The organism is Acinetobacter sp. AOR12_HL, assembly GCF_027855275.1.
GTDB lineage: Bacteria > Pseudomonadota > Gammaproteobacteria > Pseudomonadales > Moraxellaceae > Acinetobacter > Acinetobacter baumannii.
Genome location: NZ_JAKTIJ010000010.1, coordinates 1 through 18,575, shown reverse-complemented (window position 1 = coordinate 18,575; position 18,575 = coordinate 1). Strand labels below are relative to the sequence as shown.

The window sequence follows — 18,575 nt, the reverse complement described above, 5'->3', positions numbered from 1 at the left end:
ATTTTAATTAATGGATAAAAATACATGGAAAAGTGAATGAATATTATTAGCCAAAGTGTGCAAAAAGGAAGCGGCAAACTTAAGGTGATGGTGAAGGACACTATAGATATTCAAGGTCTAAAAACCATTGCTGGCAGTAGAGCTTTATTAGAAGTTGAACCTGCGCACGATGATGCAGAGGTGGTTAAAAACATCTTAAAAGCTGATTGCGAAATTATTGGCAAGACAAATTTGCACGAATTGGCTTTTGGAATTACAGGCATTAACCACGCTTTTGGTACACCTATCAATCCTAAATATCCTGAACTTATTCCGGGTGGCTCTTCAAGTGGTTCAGCCGCAGCAGTTGCAGCTAAACAAGCTGACTTTACTTTAGGGACAGACACGGGTGGCTCTATCCGTATGCCCGCTGCGTGCTGCGGAGTTTTTGGTTTAAAACCGACTTTTGGTCGGGTAAGTCGCCAAGGCGTATACCCGCCGTCAAGTTCTTTAGATTGCGTTGGTCCTTTTGCAAATTCAGTCGAGATGATTGAAAAAGCCATGCAAATTATTGATCCAACTTTTAAGCCGGCTGAATGTACGCATACACCAAAACTTGCGGTTTTAGATGTAAGTGCAGATGAGATTATTTGGAACTGTATTTATCAAGCACTTCAAAAAGCAAATTTAGAGACCGTTTTAGAAAAGGTTGAACATTTTGAAGCAGCTTATGATGCAGGCATGCAGATTATTAACTATGAAAACTGGCAAGCTTTTGGTGAATTAACCCAAACAGGCTTAATTGGTTCTGATGTAAATAATCGTTTATTAAAAGCAGCCCACACCACTTTAGAGCAAGTAAAGCAAGCAGAAGTTGTGAAAGCGCAGCTGACAAAGGAACTCGATGCTTTATTAGAAAAATATGATGCATTGGTTCTGCCGACACTTCCACAAATTCCACCAAAAGTTTCTGAAGCTGAAAATACGGTCGCTTTTTTGAACCTAACCAGTTTAGTTCGACCATTTAATTTATCAGGACATCCAGCTATTTCAGTGCCACTTGAAACCAGTGAAGGTTTGCCTGTGGGCTTACAGATCGTATCAAAGCATCAAAAAGATGAGCAATTATGTGCAATAGCTAAATTTTGTGTTGATGCAATGCAATAAATTACAAGGAGTTAGATGATGAATAAGTTGTCTAAAATGGAGTTTGCTTCTCAAGACAAAGCAGTTGATTTAGATGCTTTGTGCCAAGAAATTCGTGAGCGTGCCTGTGCAGGTGAGTTTGATAATCAGGCCTATGTGAGCCAAGACATTATCGAAAAACTTAAAAAAATTGGTGTTTACCGTGCCTTAGTGCCTAAACGTTTTGGTGGTGAAGAATGGTCACCGCGGCAGTTTTGTGAGTTGATCGAAACTTTATCTAAAGCTGATGGTTCAGTGGGTTGGGTAGCAAGTTTCGGTATGAGTCCTGCGTATTTAGGAAGTTTGCCGGAAGAAACGCTGAAAGAGTTGTACCAAAACGGGCCAGATGTTGTATTTGCCGGAGGTATTTTCCCACCTCAGCCTGCCGAAATTACCGATGAAGGTGTGGTGGTGCGCGGACGTTGGAAATTTTCAAGCGGCTGTATGGGCGCTGACATTGTTGGCGTGGGGATTTCACCCCTTAAAAATAATGAAATGCAAGGTTTACCACGCATGGCCGTGATGCCTGCCAACAAAGCCAAAATCGAAATGACATGGGACACAGTTGGCCTAAAAGGTACCGGAAGCCATGATTTGGTGGTTGAAGATGTATTGGTCGAAAAGAAATGGACCTTTGTACGGGGTGAGCCTTCAAAACTCAGCGAGCCATTTTTTAAATATCCATCACTGTCTTTAGCGACTCAAGTATTAACCGTGGTGGGTATTGGTGTTGCAGCTGCCGCATTAGAAGAATTTGAAAAATTAGCACCGGGTAAAGCATCTATTACGGGTGGGTCAGAAATTGCAAACCGCCCAGTGACTCAATATGAGTTTGCTCAAGCTGATGCAGAGTTTCAGGCGGCAAAGTCTTGGTTTTATCAAACCATGGATATTGTCTGGAATGAAATTATTGCTGGTCGTGAAGCAACTGCTGAACAGATTAGTGATATGCGTCTGGCATGTACACATGCAGCTCGCGTTTGCGCCAAAGTGACCCGAAAAATGCAAATGCTCGCGGGTATGACAGCGATTTATACCAACAATCCATTTAGCCGTTTTGTAAATGACACCAACGTGGTGACCCAACATGCCTTTATGGGTGATGCAACTTTACAAAATGCAGGTTTAGTCAGTTTCGGGTTAAAGCCAGCCCCAGGTTATCTATAAGTTTAAATTTTAAAAAGGAATATTGAGATGGAAGCTAAAAAACCATTACGCGTGTTGTTTTGCATGGGTATTAACCAGAACTTTTTTGATGCAGAACCTGCTGAAGCAAAAGCGGTTTGGGCAGCATTTGGTGAAATGTGGAATGGCATTCATGACCTACCTGGTGTGCATATTTTTGGGAATCTTGATGATGACCAAAGCATGGTGGGTGCAAGTACGGGCTGGCCTTGGACCACTTATTTGCTTGCAGATGTTCCGGATATTGAGACAGTACATGCAGCTTGTAACTTGTTTAGAACGACCGTGGTGGGTGAAGGGCCATACAAACTTTGGAAATATTGCAAAGTTGAAGCTCGTGTTGGGCGTGAATTGATTATTCAACGTTAGGGCGACCGCAATGACTGACAAAGTGAATATTGCAGAAATTATAGAACGGCTAGAACAGTTGGAAGCACACAATGCCATTCGTAACTGCATAAACCGTTATATGGAAATCTGCGACGAGCTCAATGCAAATACAGATCTTTATGAGTTGATGAATCTTTTTGATCAAGACTGTATTTGGGAAGGTATTGGTGAGAAATATGCCAAATCTTTTGGCCGTTATGATTCTTGGCAGTCGATTTACGACATGTTCAAACGCTATACACAAAAAGAATCTCACTTTGTCATGAATGCACACTTTGTAAATTCAGAACAAATTTATGTAAATCAAAATGATGCAAATGCTTCATGGCTGATGTTGCAAACTTCAACTTTTCAAGATGGCCGTAGTCATCTGAATGCGGCAAAGCTCAAGGTGAAGTTTCAGAAGCAAGCAGATGGAACATGGAAAATTAAAAATTTCCAAACACAGAATATTTTCAGTCGTCCGGTATCGCATTGGCACAGTGAAGCCGAGTTGCCGGTACCTTCCCAGGAATGACCCAGGACATATTTAAAAGGACTATTGATATGAACAGTATTATCCCAACGCATAACATTGGCATTGATTACGATGCTTTAGTTAAAAGTGACCGTGCCCATACTTCTCTTTATAAAGATGAACGCATTTTTGATGAAGAAATGGAAAAAATCTTTTATAGCACTTGGGTGTGGGTTGCGCATGCTAGCGAAATTCCAGAAGCCGGAAGCTATAAAACCATTAATATCGGTAAACAGCCTGTTGTAGTGGTGCGTGACCGTAAAAAGAAAGTCCATGTACTTTTGAACCGTTGCCGTCACCGTGCAGCAACCGTATGTGAACATAAAAAAGGAAAAACTAACAGTTTTGTATGCCCATATCACGGTTGGAGTTATGCACTTGATGGCAGTTTACGTGGCGTGCCATCTCCGGAAAGTTACGGCGATTGTTTAGATAAGTCAGAATTACCGCTGGTGAGTCTACGGGTAGAAGAATATAACGGCATGATCTTCGCTTCATTTAAAGAAGACATTCAACCGCTTGAAGAGTTCCTTGGGCCTGCGAAAAAATGGATTGATCTGTTTATGAAACAAGGCGCAGGTTATCCAATTAAAGTGTTGGGCGAACACCGTTTCCGTTTCCCGGGTAACTGGAAAATCCAGCTTGAAAATACCACCGATGCATATCACTTCCCGTTGGTACACAAGTCATTCTTAAGTTCTGTCGATGAAAAAACCGAAGAACTCTTTAACTTCGAAAACCAGCCGGGCTTTGTTGAAGACTTAGGAAACGGTCACAGTGTCATGGTGATGATTCCTGAACTGGTCGATTTAGAAGAAGACTTAATGGAGCGTCCAATTCAAGAGCGTTTCGAAGACTTGGCTCAAGCTTTACGTGACGAAGGGCATGAAGAATTAGAAGTACGCCGTATTGTTCGAGCAGTTGGTGGTTCGGGCTTTAACTTAAATTTATTCCCGAATATTGCATGTTCAATGGCGTTCTTCCGTGTGTTACAGCCAATTTCAGTTGCTGAAACAGAAATTCATCACTCGGTGATTACGATGGATGGTGGTCCACAAATTGCCAATCAATATCGCTTACGTTTGCATGAACATTTCCAAGGCCCATTTGGTTTTGGTACGCCAGATGATTCTGAGGCTTGGGAACGCGTGCAACACGGTGCCAATGCCGGTAATGATTTATGGATCATGCTCAACCGCGGTTTACCGGGCGAAGTTAAAACTGAAGATGGCTTAAAAAGTGATGTCAGTGCTGAAACAGGTATGCGTGCAGCATATCAGCAATGGAAAAAGATGATGACAGCTTAAGGAGAGAGCAATGAATATGAATCTGCAATTATTAAATGAAGTCACTGCTTTCATCTGGGCCGAAGCAGATATGTTAGACCACAGCGAGTACCGTGAATGGCTCAATTTATGGAATGAAAAGGGCGTTTATATCATTCCGATTGACCCGAACCTCACAGACTACGAAAACAACTTAAATTATGCCTATGACGATAATCATATGCGTAAGTTACGGGTAGAACGACTCGAAAATGGTGAAGCGATTTCTACAGCGCCTAAAGCAAATACTGTGCGTAGTGTTTCTCGTATACGTATTGTTCAAGATCAAGATGATGAAATCGTTTTACGCTGTGCTCAAAACCTACGTGAATTTCGTAAAGAAAACCTCAAGCATTACACAGCCGATATTACGTACCATCTAACCCGTGATGCTGATACTGGTTTTAAAATTAACCGTAAAATCATTAACTTGGTTAACTCAACCGATACCTTGGCTGGTATTAGCTACATTCTTTAGGAGCGGTAACATGAAACAGGTTGTTTTAGTGACAGGTGCTGCTTCTGGACTCGGTAATGTCATTGCTGAATATTTTGCGAGCCAAGGCCATCAAGTGATTTTGTCAGCCAGTACGCTTGAAAAAGCCGAAAATGCTAAGGAACAAAGTCAGTATGCCCAAAATATGTTTCCTTTAAAGCTGGATATTTCGGTCGAGGCAGATTTTCATGCAGCGGTGCAATGGATTGAAGAGAAATTTTCTAAACTTGATGTGTTGATTAACAATGCCACCGTCACCAAAGCAACGCCTGTATTAGAAATTACCGCAGCCGATTTTGATTGGGTGACCCAAGTTAACCAACGCGGCACCTTTCAGGCTTGTCAAATTATTGGTCAATATATGGCCAAAAAAGGTTATGGACGCATCATTAATATGGCGTCTTTAGCGGGACAAAACGGCGGTACTGCAACGGGTGCACACTACGCGGCAACCAAAGGGGCCATTGTGACGTTAACCAAAATTTTTGCCAAAGAGTTTGCGGCAAAAGGTGTTACGGTCAATGCGATTGCACCGGGACCGATGGAGTCCCCGATCGTTCATAGTGTGGTGCCAGACGAAAAAATGGAACAGTTCATCCAGAATATTCCGGTTAAAGCCTTAGGAAGTATGCATTTTATTGCTGAAACTTGTGGGTTGCTTGCGAGTCCAAATGCAAGTTTTGTGACTGGTGCAACATGGGATATTAACGGTGGTTTATTCATGCGTTAAGCCACACGCTTAGGCATGAAAAGGGAGCTAAATCATGACTACACTTTATGATGTTGTCGTTAAAAATCGCCATGTGGAAGGTGGAAATATTGCAGTTATGGAGTTTGAATCTGCAACTTCTGCTGCATTACCAAAGGTTGAACCCGGTGCACATATTGATGTGCACTTACCGAATGGTATGGTACGCCAATATTCGCTTTGCCAAAATCCAAATGACGAAGGAAAGTTTCGCCTTGGAATCTTACGTGACCCTGAATCACGTGGCGGCTCAATTTCTGCATTTGATGAAATTAAAGATGGCATGCAAATTCAGGTCAGTGAGCCAAAAAATTTATTTCCACTTTTAAAAGCCAAACACAGTGTCTTGATTGGCGGTGGAATCGGGATTACGCCGTTAATCACGATGGCATATCAACTTGCACATGAAGGCGCATCATTTGAGCTTCACTACTGTGGTGCTAGCCCTGAAAAATGTGCTTTTGTTGATGAAATTAAAAATGGTGTGTTAGCACAATACACAACTTTCCATTTTAAATCTGAAGGCGCAAGCCACAGAGCATTTTTTGAATCTGCCATTAAAGATATTAATCCTGAAAGTCATATTTATACCTGTGGTCCAGTCGGTTTCATGGATTGGGTGATTAACCTCGCCACAACTCATGATTTTCCTGAGCAGCAAATCCATAAAGAGTATTTCCAAGTCGAAACTGACACGTCAGGAGATTCATTTGAGGTGGTGGCTGAGCGAAGCGGAAAAATCATTATGGTCGAAGCGGGCGAAACCATTTTGCAGGCTTTGGCTAAAGAAGGCATCGACATTGAAATGTCTTGCGAGCAAGGCGTATGTGGAACCTGCATGTGCGATGTGATTGAAGGCGAACCAGATCACAGAGATGTTTATTTTACTGACGAAGAAAAAGCCAGCAATGAGCAAATATTAGTGTGCTGTTCACGCTCTAAAACACCGAGATTAGTTTTAGATATCTAATGCTCTCGCGATTTATATGGATGTAAGAGAAGGTTTAGGAGAAAGATGATGAATGTATTACAACAAATAGATGAGTTTACGGTCGATCCACTACAGTTCCGACGAGCATTAGGAAATTTTGCAACAGGCGTTACCATTGTTACTGCACAAAATGCACAAGGTGAGAAAGTCGGTGTAACCGCAAATAGTTTTAATTCAGTATCACTCGATCCACCGCTTATTTTGTGGAGCATTGATAAAAAATCGTCAAGTTTTTCAGTATTTGAAGAAGCAACACATTTTGCAGTCAATATTTTATCGGGCACGCAAATTGAGCTGTCTAATAAGTTTTCGAGACGCAATATTGATAAATTTGCCGACACAAATTTTCAACTTGGCGCAGGATGCGCACCTATTTTAGAAAATTGTTCTGCGGTGTTTGAGTGCGAACGTTATCAAGTGATCGAAGGTGGTGACCACTGGATTATTATTGGTAAAGTGGTTCGTTTCCATGATCAAGGCCGAAGCCCGCTGGTTTACCATCAAGGTGCATATTCTTGTGTCATGCCGCATCCAAGCCTTCAAGTTAAACAAACGGAACAGAACGGCGTAGACCAAACACATTATGGGCACTTATATAATAATGTCTGCTACTTAATGAGCCGTGCTTTTAAAGCTTATCAAACTGACTATATTCCAAAGCAAATGGCTTCGGGTTTCCGTACCAGTGAATCACGTCTTTTGCTCGTTTTAGCCAGTGGTACTGCTTCAAGTAAAGAAGATTTACCACGCGATATTGCTATGCCAATGCAAGAAGTAGAAAGATCGGCTGAAATTCTAAAATTTGAAGGGTTACTAGTCGATCACGATAATTTGTACGCCCTGACCGAAAAAGGCAAACAAACAGCGCAGTATTTATTTGATATTGCCGATAGCCACCAAAATGAGGTGTTTAAAAAGTATTCTGAGGAACAAAAGAATATTTTTATAACCATGCTGCGAGATTTTGCGGGAGTAGCATAAGCCCCATTAAGCTGATAAATTGAATTGATTTATCAGCTTCTTTACATCTAGCTGACTATCATCAAAACAATTCCACGGATAAGGAATTTTTGGCACACAATTTGTTTATCAATAAAACATGATTGCAAATATGCCAAGACAGTGAACCACCACAAGCGCAAAATCTTGAGCGGTGGCACATGTATAGAGAGGTAAGGGATGAACCAATATGTAAGTGATGCATTACTCACATGGACGCACCATATTAAAAATGTGTGCGGCAATTTTGAAACCGATTTTGATGGAACCCGTAATTTATTCATTGGTGAGGTTCAGTGCTTTTTATTGGGCGATACCGAAATTGCTTTTATTAAAAATAATGCCAATAAAATTGTCCGAAAAGCCGATGAAATAGATCGAGTGAATAATCGTTTTTGTTTTTTGATTTTGCAGTATTCGGGAAAAATGCTGCTCGAGTATAAGAATGAGACTCTAAGTCTGAATGAAGGCGATATTGTGTTGGTAGACCCGGTCGAAACTATTTCGATGTATCCGCAAGGTTTGGTGAGTCAGATTTCAGTGCACCTGTCGCGTGAAAAATTACTTAAAGAAAATATTAGTACCGAATATTTTGGAAAACTGATTACGCAAAATATGAGTGGTTTTTTACTCAAGAATATTTTGAAAAATATGTCTGCTGAAAACATCAAACTTTGGTATGCAACGGAAGATGGTAATGCTTTTGAAGATGCGCTGATTGCTTTAATCAAACCCACAATCAATTATAAAAATATTAATAGTTCAAATAACCTGATGGAAAAAGCCGAGCGTTTTATTATTGAGAACTTAGCAAAACCAGATTTAACCCCTAAATTAATTGCAGAGCATATTGGAGTATCACTACGACATCTTTACCGTTTATTCCTTCAAGAAAATTTATCTATTAACAAATACATACAGCTCAAACGCCTAGAAAAAGTCAAAGCAGATTTACTCGATAAAAAGAACAAACAGAATTCGATTGCCCAAATTGCCTTAAAGTGGGGTTTTTGGGATGGTGCTCATTTTTCAAAAATCTTTAAAAAGACCTATGGTATCTCTCCTAAAGAATTTAGAGAGGGTATGTCAGTTTAAAATACTTCTTCTTTTAATGTCATTTTTAGACAAATTCGACGTCATTCTTGAACAAGCTAGCCCTATGTAACTGTGTTGAAATTAAATTCATCAGAGCAGGTTAGATAAGCTTAATAACCATAGAACTATTAAGTTGGTCTAATGAATTTCACTCACAGGAAAGTGCATTTTAACTGTCTGATTCAGATAGTTCAGGGATAGATGAAAAGGATGAAACCAATGCGTAAACAACGATTATTGAATGACATACAAAAAATACTGGCACTTAACTTATCAATCGCTGCAAGCTTTTGGGGACTCAATACTCAAGCGTTTGCTCATGGTGGAAAGGCCGAAATGGTCTCACTTTATCAAAACATGAGTGAGCAAGGCGCTAAAATTGTCAAAGACGATTTTACCAATACGTATACAATTACCAAAGGCTCTATGGTGGTTAGAGCCAAGCCAAACTCAAATCAGGTTTTAGTGAATGGCAAACCTTTAAAACTCAGTGTCCCGTTATTAATCAAAGATGGTAAACCTGTTATTGGAAAAGATTTTTTTAACGAAGTCTTCCAGTCGGGGTTAGATCAAACTTTTAAAGTTGAAAATACCTTTCACCCGCTCAATAGCTTAAATTCTGACGAAATCAAAAAGACATTTGATGTGATTAATCGCTCGAAATACGCCTATAAAAATATGCGTTTTGCCGAGTTAAAGCTTAAAGAACCTGAAAAAGCCAAAGTATGGGATTACTTTATTAATCATAAAGATTTTAAAGAAGATCGTATTGCCTCATTTATTTTATTAAAGGGCAATCAAGCGATTGAAGGTGAAGTTAATCTTAATACTCAACAAGTCACAAAATGGAATGTACTTAAAGATACTCACGGTATGGTTTTGCTTGATAATTTTGAAGCCGTACAGCGCGTAATTGAGACGAGTAAAGAATATCAAGATGCGTTACGCAAACGCGGTATTACCGATGTGAAGAAAGTGATCGCTACTCCGCTAACTGTTGGATATTTTGGCGGTAAAGATGGTCTGGATAAACAACTCAATATATTAAAAGTCGTTGCTTACCTCGATGTTGGGGATGGTAACTACTGGGCGCATCCAATTGAAAATTTAGTTGCTGTAGTCGATTTAGATAAAGAAAAAATTATCAAGATTGAAGAAGGTGCGATCATTCCTGTGCCGATGGCAAATCGACCTTATATGTCGAATAAGCCCGTAGCAAGTAAGTTAAAACCACTCAATATTACTGAACCTGAGGGTAAGAACTTTAGCATTACTGGCCAAACCATACATTGGGGGAACTGGTGTTTGCATGTGGCGTTAGATTCTCGTGTTGGCTTACAGCTTTCAACAGTGACCTATAAAGATAAAGGTGTGAAGCGTAAAGTCATGTATGAAGGTAACTTGGGTGGAATGGTGGTTCCATATGGTGACCCTGATATCGGTTGGTACTTCAAATCTTATTTGGACTCTGGCGAATATGGTATGGGAACACTTACCTCATCTATTATTCCGGGAACAGATGCACCCGACAACGCTGTTTTACTTGATGCCGTGATTGCAGACTACAAAGGCCAGCCACAAGTAATTCCAAATGCCATTGCTGTATTTGAACGTTATGCAGGACCTGAATATAAACATCACGAAATTTTTGGCAATCAGGATGCCAGTGAAGCCCGCCGTGAACTTGTCATCCGCTGGATTAGTACGGTTGGAAACTACGATTATATGTTTGACTGGGTATTTGCCCAAAATGGTGTAATTGGAATTAATGCGGGTGCAACGGGTATTGAAGCTGTTAAAGGCGTTAAATCACGCACCATGCATGACAGTACCGCCAAAGAAGACACCAAATATGGAACTTTAATTGACCATAATATTGTGGGTACAACCCATCAGCACATCTATAACTTCCGCTTAGACATGGATGTCGATGGAGAAAACAACAGCTTTATGCATATGGACCCTGTGGTGAAAGCCAATGACAAAGGTGGCGTTCGTACAAGCTCAATGCAAATTGACAGTAAAGTCATTACCAATGAGCAAAATGCAGCTGAAAAATTTGATCCGTCTACCATTCGCTTACTCACGAATTTCAACAAGGAAAATAAATTAGGTAATCCGGTTTCTTACCAGCTCATTCCTTTTGCAGGTGGAACACACCCTGTGGCGAAAGGAGCCAATTTTTCTAAAGATGAATGGTTATTTAAACGTTTGAACTTTATGGATAAGCAAATTTGGGTGACTCAATACAATCCGGATGAACGCTATCCTGAAGGGAAATATTCAAACCGTTCGACTCATGATACAGGCTTAGGACAGTTCATTGGCAACAACGAAAATATTGAAAATAAAGACCTTGTGGTGTGGATGACAACAGGCACAACCCATGTGGCACGTGCTGAAGAATGGCCAATTATGCCGACAGAATGGGTTTATACCCTAATCAAACCTTGGAACTTCTTTGACAACACCCCGACTTTAAACTTGGGTGAAGAAGGGCAAAGTACGCAGCACGACCATCACTAAAGACCAACATGACGAGGATGGGTAACGAATAAGTTACCCATACCTGAGCACGGTTAGGCCGTTCGCAAAAAGGAATTTCTCAATGAAAAATTTATTTTCTCAGGTTATGAGAGGGGCTTTCTTTGTCTCATTTTTTTCAACTGTGCATGCTAGTGAGCTAGAAATTAAGCCAACTTTTGAAGCAACTTTTGGGGCTTTTAGTAGCGGTAAAAGCTATAACGGCGAAAACCTAGAGGATGAAAGAATCAATTGGCAAGAAGGCCATCTTAAATATGGTGCTAAAGGACAATATACCTTTAAAGGCAATCAGCTCTATGCAAGTTTGAGTGGTATTAGTTCGGCTACATTTGGTGATGGTGACGCAGGCCAAAATAGTAATGGTAAAGAACGCAAAACAGATGTAAATGAATGGGTCATTGGTTTTAAAGACGGCACCAATAAAGATGAGTTAACGACCTATGATTTAAGTATCGGTCGACAAAATATCATGATTGGTGATGGGTTCTTTATTGCGGGTGATGCATTAAACCTCGGTAAAGTGCCGGCGGATGGTGCACTCGATCGGGGCGGCGCATATTATCTGGCAGCCCGTCGAAGCTTTGATTTTACAAGTTTGCTTCAGTACAAACCGCAAGAGAATACCACGCTAAAACTGGCTTATTTAAAATCGGACAATAAAGCACAATTTTCACCAGAACTGTTTGTGACTGATCTGATGTATCAGCTTAAAGATAAAGGTGTTGGATTTACTTACTTAAATGTATTAGACCTTGAAGATGCTGAACACGTTTCAGGGCGCGAAGATCTTAAAAATTATGCTTTACGCTTGAATTATCAACCTTTACCAGAACTACAAGTTAAAACTGAGTTTGTAGTTCAAGATAAAAAAGATGGCGACGAAAATGCTGGCTACTTAGCGCTGAACTATAACTTTTTATCTTCAAAATATACGCCTTCATTAGGGTACCGTTTTAGTCATTTTTCAGACCAATACGACCCTATGTTTTATGGAAATACGGTCGGCTTTGGTACATGGTTTCAGGGTGAAGTTGCCGGAAACTATGCTGGACCATTCAATAAAAATGCCGACATTCATCAACTTTCTTACATGATGAATTTGAAAGAAAATTTTATGTTGGGTGCTTTGGCCTATAAGTTCAAAACAGTTAATAAATCTTTAACTAATGTAGATGGACATGAGCTGGATGTCTTTTCGGTCTGGTCAGTTAATAAAAAATTCAACGTGATTCCTTTAGTGGGACTTTATAAACCAAAACACGATATCCATAGTGGCGGCACTCAAAACTACGATGACAAAACCAATGTCTATGCGCAGTTAATTTTGCAATACATCTATTAATAAATCCTTTTAAATGAATTGAGAGAAATAAAAAATGAGTGAAGTTAAGATTTTACAAAGCGTACAGCAATTTATGGCACGTCAACATGGACATTTTATTGATGGAAAGTTAGTTGCTGCCGAGCTTTTAGATAAAGTGGATATTGTTAATCCGTCGACTGAACAAGTGGTTGCTCAAATTAGTATTGGTAGTCAACAAGATGTCGCAAGCGCCGTCAAGAGTGCTGAACATGCTTTTCAAAATGCTTGGGCTGAAACTACGCCGTATGAACGTGGCGTTAAACTAAATAAGTTAGCAGATTTAATTGAGCAACATGGTGAAGAACTTGCACAGCTCGAGACGTTGTCTACAGGAAAACTTATCAATATTTCCCGTCATCTTGAGGTCGCACAATCCGTTATTTTCTTAAGATATTTTGCAGGGTGGGCAACCAAAATTAATGGTCAAACCATGCAACCTTCTATTCCTTCTATGCAAGGTGAGAAATATACGGCCTTTACTTTAAGGCAACCAGTGGGTGTAGTTGCAGGGATTGTGCCTTGGAATTTTTCACTGATGATTGGCGTTTGGAAAATCGGTTCAGCTTTAACAACTGGCTGTACCATTGTGCTTAAACCAAGTGAGTTCGCCAGTTTATCATTATTACGTTTAGCTGAACTTGCTATTGAGGCAGGTATTCCGGCTGGTGTAATTAATGTAGTGACAGGTAAGGGCGATACAGGGCAATATTTAATTGAGTCGCCGCTCGTTAAGAAAGTCTCATTTACAGGTTCAGTACCAACGGGTATCGCGATTGGTAAGCTCGCGATGAGCAGTGATTTAACCCGTGTAAGTCTGGAGCTGGGTGGTAAAAATGCAATAGCCGTTTTAGCCGATGCAAATATTGATGAGATTTTACCGACTTTGTTGCAAGCAACTTTTGTGCATCAAGGGCAAGTTTGTGCATCTCCAGAACGGTTTTTTGTACACCGTACAAAATATGATGAATTGGTAGAAAAACTCTCTAAAGCTCTCTCTGGTTTCAAAATTGGTTCGGCCATGGATGAGGGAAGTATGTTCGGTCCACTCTCTAATCAGCCACATTTTAATAAAGTGAAACATTATTTAGATATGGCTAAAGCCAACAACCAGATTATTGCAGGGGGGGAGGCTTTAGATCAGACCGGATATTTTGTACAACCGACTTTAATTTCCTTTAAAAATACGGATGATCTTTTATTTTCAGAAGAAACTTTTGGTCCAGTGGTCGGGATAATGCCATTCGACACTGATGAAGAACTTATTCAGCTTATGAATCAGTCGCGCTTTGGTTTAACCGCAAGTATCTGGACAAATGACTTATCGAAAGCTTTGCGTTTAATTCCTAAAATTGAAGCAGGGACCTTATGGGTCAATATGCATACGTTCTTAGACCCATCAGTGCCATTTGGTGGGGTGAAAGCTTCAGGAATTGGCAGAGAGTTTTCAGATGCATTTATCGAAGATTACACCGAATTAAAATCGGTGATGATTCGGTATTAAGCCAATAAAGAGGTTTGTCATTTTATAAATAACAAACCTCAGTCTTTTAACATAAAAATTGGGCTAAAAAGTTAGTAGTTTAAAGTGATGCTTTGTTGAGTTGATTGGTCGATTTCTTTTTGACTCACCGCATCATCTTTACATTTATAACTTTCAAATAAAGAGAGCTGATCTGCAAAGTGGGCATCAGGTTTTCCATTTTGATTGATAAAACCACTTTGTCCTGGGGCCAAAATCGAACACATGGTGACTTGATTTGGATTTAAGACCACTCTAAAAGTAGCACTTCCCGTATTTCCATAAGTACTAAGCTTTTGTTCATGCGATGGATCAGCCCAGGGAATGCCTACCGAATTTTTGCTGGAAAAGCCCATGGTTGCGACCGGAATTTTCCAGTCGTTCGGGTCGGTAGAGTGATATTGATTTGAAAGTTCAGTCAGTGCATTTTCTAAAGCTTTTAATACGACCTCATCTGCTGTTTGTCCTTTTAAGAAATCAACATTCTGAGGAACGCTTGCCTGTTTTCCTTGCAGTGCATTCCAGATTAATTTTGATGCACTCGCTGGCTGTGCACTTCGTGGATCATTATTTACCGGATAAAGCGTATCGGTATAACGCTTATAAATATTTTCTGAAAGGTTTGGTTTGAGTACCAGTTCAATCATTTGATTAAGCCATGTACGTGTAATTGCTGGTGCTGCACCTTGATAATATTTCGCCTCGCTATCAGGGCGTAATTTAAGATCCCAATTGGCAAGTAAGGGAGCGACTTTTTTAGCTAACGGTGTTGCCTTAGGACTTTGTGCAGCTTGAATCATATAAGGAACAAAATAACGCGCATTTAAATCAGACCATGCAGCCGTTTTATTAATTTCCCAAATTTCTTGCTGACTCAGTTTTGCTTTACTTTCTAAAGGTTCAATTAGTTCATTGACCCGATCTACATAAGAAAAGTTTGACGAATCTGAGCGTAAATCTGCATAGGCTTTGTTATTCCAGCTTGTGACATAACCTTTTTGCGGATTGTATTCTTTAGGGTTGTGTGAGAAGTCATAAAAACCTTGCCACTCCATTGAACCATCACCTTTAGCTGGAAGCTGAATATGCTGGTTTTCAGGGCGAATAGGTAAACGGCCTAAAGCCGCCACACCGATATTATTTTTAGTATCGGCATAGAACCAAGTGATAGAGGCCGCGACACGTTTGGCTTGAGCAAGAAACTCATCCCAATTTGAGGCTTTCGCTGCATTTGCCCATCCTAATAAGGTTTCAATTTCTACACCTTCCCAGCTACGTTTTTGTGCATACGCCGTATGGTTATTTTCATCCCATGTACTTACAAAACCTTGTTTACTCTTATAAACATCTAAAACATGGTCGGCTTGATTCTTAACTTTTATTTTTACTTGCTTGTGTTCAAATGGAATATAAACCCCTTTATATAAATATTCTTTTGAATTACTTGGATTTAGGGTGAGTTGATAAACATCGTTAGTATCGAGTGAACCTACCGTCGAACCCCATGCGATTTTGCCATTAGTTCCAAATAAAATTGCAGGCAAGCCAACTGGTGTAATACCTGTCAAATTATAGCCAGCCCCATGTAAACCAATACTGTAAGTAATTGCTGGTGTATACCATCCTTGTTGTGGTCCATTGTATAAAACAGCTTGGCCTTCAATAGTCTTATCACCTTTTAAGACCCATGCATTACTGGCGGTAGGTACACCATCTACCACACTTTTGCCTAAAGCAATGCGAGCTTGAGCTAAATAGGTTTTGGCTGCCTTATTTGAAATAGGGCTAATGTCTTTAAGTATTTGGTGTTGATGTGCTAAAAGCTGAGTTTTTTGTGCAGATTGAATAATAGTTGGGGCACTTGGGTCATCTAGCCAACGTAATTGTTGATAGACCTTAAGGCCTTCTTCTTGACCTTTTTCTTTTTGCAGTTGCGTGAGTAAATCTAAATTTGATACTTCCGAACTTGCTGAAAAGAAGCGATTTAAAATTAAGCCAACCCAAACCATAGCAATATCTTCCGGTTGCCATGTTGATGGTTTAAAACCATGATCTGTGAACTCTTTAGGCATAAGAGCTGGATCTGCTAAAACCTCTTTAACACGCTTATTAAAACCTGCGGCATAACCTTCAAAAATTGCTCGGTCTTCTGGTGAGAGTGCGGCGAGTTGTTGCTTAATATTTTCTGGGTCAAAACGGCTATGTGTTGCAATATCATATTGAAGATAGTCGGGACCGAGCACCTCGGCAACTGTACCTTGTCCTGTACGTTTCGACATTTCCATCTGGAATAATCGATCAGTCGCTACCGAATATCCATAGCCGTAAAAAAGTCCATAGGTATCATTTGCATATACATGTGGTGTACCGAATTTATCGCGCTTAATTGTGATCTGCTTTTGTGTCGGTGTGGGGGCTAAACTTGATGAGGAATTACAACCCGCTAAAAGCACACCTAAAAGTAATGTTCCATATTTAATTAAAGGACGTGTAGGGTGAGGCCGAGAGTTCAGCATAGATATGTTCAATTTAGATATCCTTACTTTCATTATGAATAGAAGTGAGCGATTTAAGAATCAACTTAGATTCACGTCACAGATGAACAGCCCTGTTCATGAAGTTTAAATACTGTTATTTATCCATGTAATTTTCCATTACAATTGAGGTATATATTTATACCTTCTCGAACAAGTTATTTAATTTTCTATTTTGAGAGAATAAAAAAGGCCATGATTGGCCTTTTTAGAGATGAATAAAGTTTATTGATAGCGAAATTAGTTCACTAAAAAATCCTTTAAGATTTTATTAAAAGCTTCGGGTTGCTCGACATTAGAAATATGAGAGGCATCTATTTCTTCAAGATGTGATTGCGGAATACGTTGCTGCATAAACTCGCCATCTGCAACTGTCGTTACAGGGTCTTGGGTTCCAGCAATCACTAATACTGGAATTTTGATGTCTTTTAACTGCTCACGGACATCCGCTTTAGCCAAAGCCTCACAACAATTGGCATAACCCATTGCGCTGCCAGCACTTAAGTCGTTACACAGGTTGTTGACAATTGAAGGATGACTTTGGATAAAGGGATCTGTAAACCATCTCGAAGCTGCTGTAGCTGCGATTGGTTGTAAACCTTGCTCACGTACTAATTTTGCACGGTCAAGCCATGCCTGTTCTTGTCCAATTTTAGCGGCAGTATTTGCCACAATGACATGACTAAAACGGTTAGGGTAGTGAATCGCCAGCCATTGACCGGTTAAACCGCCCATGGAAATACCACAAAAAGCAGCTTTACTAATATTCAGATGATCCAGTAAACGGACAACATCTTCACCTAATTGCTCTACAGTATATGGACCGTCAGGCGTAGATGATGAACCGTGACCACGAGTGTCATAGCAGATCACAAAAAATTGATCTTTTAACTCATTAAACTGTTTTTGCCACATACCATAATTGGTGCCCAAAGAATTGGAAAACACCAGAGCAGGGGACGACGGTTCGCCAAAAGTTTGATAGTTAATTTGTGCATCGGCAGATTGAAAAGATGGCATTTGTTTCTCCTTAAAGTGCTTCAACACGTTCAATAATCAAAGCAATGCCTTGGCCTACACCAATACACATTGAACACAAAGCGTAACGACCACCTGTTTGTTCAAGCTGGTTTAGGGCTGTCGTTACAAGACGTGCACCTGATGCACCCAGTGGATGACCTAAAGCAATTGCTCCACCGTTTGGGTTTACCTTGTTAGAATCATCTGGCAAACCTAAATCACGGGTGACAGCCAAAGCCTGTGCAGCAAAGGCTTCATTCAGCTCAATCACATCCATCTGATCTAAAGTCAGGTTAGCTTGTTTAAGTAATTTTTTAATTGCAGGCGCTGGAGCAAAACCCATAATACGTGGCTCTACACCCACTGCTGTTGAAGCAATGATCTTGGCACGTGGTTTGAGATTGTAGGCCTGAACTGCATCATCAGAAGCAATCAGCAGAGCCGCTGCACCATCGTTAATACCTGAAGCATTACCCGCAGTGACTGTGCCATCTGCTTTCACAACAGGTTTAAGTTTGCTTAAACCTTCAAGGGTGGTTGATGCACGTGGATGTTCATCAGTATCAATCACAACAGCATCACCCTTACGCTGAGGGATTTCAACTGCCACGATTTCTTTAGAAAAAAAGCCTTTGGCTTGCGCGCTTGCGGTGCGTTGTTGGCTCACCAAGGCAAACTGGTCCTG

General features: G+C 40.3%; 16 protein-coding genes. 13 read left to right on the top strand and 3 right to left on the bottom strand.

What is annotated here, in order from left to right; all coding sequences use genetic code 11:
• Window positions 1–36 precede the first annotated feature (36 nt).
• From MKL36_RS03210 to MKL36_RS03150, 13 genes are all read left to right on the top strand, one after another.
• Window positions 37–1,146, top strand: coding sequence for an amidase (locus tag MKL36_RS03210; protein WP_086374035.1), 1,110 nt, complete (start codon window positions 37–39; stop codon window positions 1,144–1,146).
• A gap of 36 nt (window positions 1,147–1,182) precedes the next feature.
• Window positions 1,183–2,331 (top strand): acyl-CoA dehydrogenase family protein, encoded by a 1,149-nt coding sequence (locus tag MKL36_RS03205; RefSeq protein WP_086263874.1) that lies wholly within the window; start codon window positions 1,183–1,185, stop codon window positions 2,329–2,331.
• A 27-nt stretch (window positions 2,332–2,358) separates the two neighbouring features.
• Complete coding sequence (locus MKL36_RS03200) at window positions 2,359–2,718, top strand: hypothetical protein (protein ID WP_021511220.1); 360 nt, start codon at window positions 2,359–2,361, stop codon at window positions 2,716–2,718.
• 10 nt (window positions 2,719–2,728) lie between these two features.
• Window positions 2,729–3,256, top strand: coding sequence for a nuclear transport factor 2 family protein (locus tag MKL36_RS03195; protein ID WP_021511221.1), 528 nt, complete (start codon window positions 2,729–2,731; stop codon window positions 3,254–3,256).
• A 29-nt stretch (window positions 3,257–3,285) separates the two neighbouring features.
• Window positions 3,286–4,563: an aromatic ring-hydroxylating oxygenase subunit alpha gene (locus tag MKL36_RS03190; protein ID WP_001084464.1), complete on the top strand. Its 1,278-nt coding sequence runs from the start codon at window positions 3,286–3,288 to the stop codon at window positions 4,561–4,563.
• A gap of 10 nt (window positions 4,564–4,573) precedes the next feature.
• Window positions 4,574–5,059, top strand: a complete 486-nt coding sequence (locus tag MKL36_RS03185) for an aromatic-ring-hydroxylating dioxygenase subunit beta (protein ID WP_001056939.1) — start codon at window positions 4,574–4,576, stop codon at window positions 5,057–5,059.
• Window positions 5,060–5,069: 10 nt separating this feature from the next.
• Window positions 5,070–5,807, top strand: a complete 738-nt coding sequence (locus MKL36_RS03180; RefSeq protein ID WP_000815915.1) for an SDR family NAD(P)-dependent oxidoreductase — start codon at window positions 5,070–5,072, stop codon at window positions 5,805–5,807.
• Between the two features lie 34 nt (window positions 5,808–5,841).
• Complete coding sequence (locus MKL36_RS03175; protein WP_021511222.1) at window positions 5,842–6,795, top strand: PDR/VanB family oxidoreductase; 954 nt, start codon at window positions 5,842–5,844, stop codon at window positions 6,793–6,795.
• Between the two features lie 45 nt (window positions 6,796–6,840).
• Complete coding sequence (locus tag MKL36_RS03170) at window positions 6,841–7,797, top strand: p-hydroxyphenylacetate 3-hydroxylase reductase component (protein ID WP_002036543.1); 957 nt, start codon at window positions 6,841–6,843, stop codon at window positions 7,795–7,797.
• A gap of 198 nt (window positions 7,798–7,995) precedes the next feature.
• On the top strand, window positions 7,996–8,910 hold the full coding sequence (feaR, locus tag MKL36_RS03165; RefSeq protein ID WP_001077864.1) for a transcriptional regulator FeaR: 915 nt from the start codon (window positions 7,996–7,998) through the stop codon (window positions 8,908–8,910).
• Between the two features lie 210 nt (window positions 8,911–9,120).
• Window positions 9,121–11,436 carry a primary-amine oxidase gene (gene tynA / locus MKL36_RS03160; RefSeq protein ID WP_086374034.1) on the top strand — a complete coding sequence of 772 codons (2,316 nt, stop codon included), beginning with the start codon at window positions 9,121–9,123 and terminating at the stop codon, window positions 11,434–11,436.
• Between the two features lie 142 nt (window positions 11,437–11,578).
• Window positions 11,579–12,796, top strand: a complete 1,218-nt coding sequence (locus MKL36_RS03155; protein WP_086374038.1) for a hypothetical protein — start codon at window positions 11,579–11,581, stop codon at window positions 12,794–12,796.
• 34 nt (window positions 12,797–12,830) lie between these two features.
• On the top strand, window positions 12,831–14,318 hold the full coding sequence (locus tag MKL36_RS03150; RefSeq protein ID WP_021511225.1) for an NAD-dependent phenylacetaldehyde dehydrogenase: 1,488 nt from the start codon (window positions 12,831–12,833) through the stop codon (window positions 14,316–14,318).
• A gap of 71 nt (window positions 14,319–14,389) precedes the next feature.
• On the opposite strand, the gene MKL36_RS03145 is transcribed toward MKL36_RS03150, so the two are convergent.
• The 3 genes from MKL36_RS03145 to MKL36_RS03135 form a co-directional block, all read right to left on the bottom strand.
• Entirely contained in the window at window positions 14,390–16,852 is a 2,463-nt protein-coding gene (locus MKL36_RS03145; protein ID WP_021511226.1) for a penicillin acylase family protein, read from the bottom strand.
• A 258-nt stretch (window positions 16,853–17,110) separates the two neighbouring features.
• Window positions 17,111–17,890: a 3-oxoadipate enol-lactonase gene (gene pcaD / locus MKL36_RS03140; RefSeq protein ID WP_021511227.1), complete on the bottom strand. Its 780-nt coding sequence runs from the start codon at window positions 17,888–17,890 to the stop codon at window positions 17,111–17,113.
• A gap of 10 nt (window positions 17,891–17,900) precedes the next feature.
• Window positions 17,901–18,575, bottom strand: a 675-nt coding sequence (locus MKL36_RS03135) for an acetyl-CoA C-acyltransferase (protein ID WP_086377673.1), incomplete at its 5' end; no start/stop codon positions are given.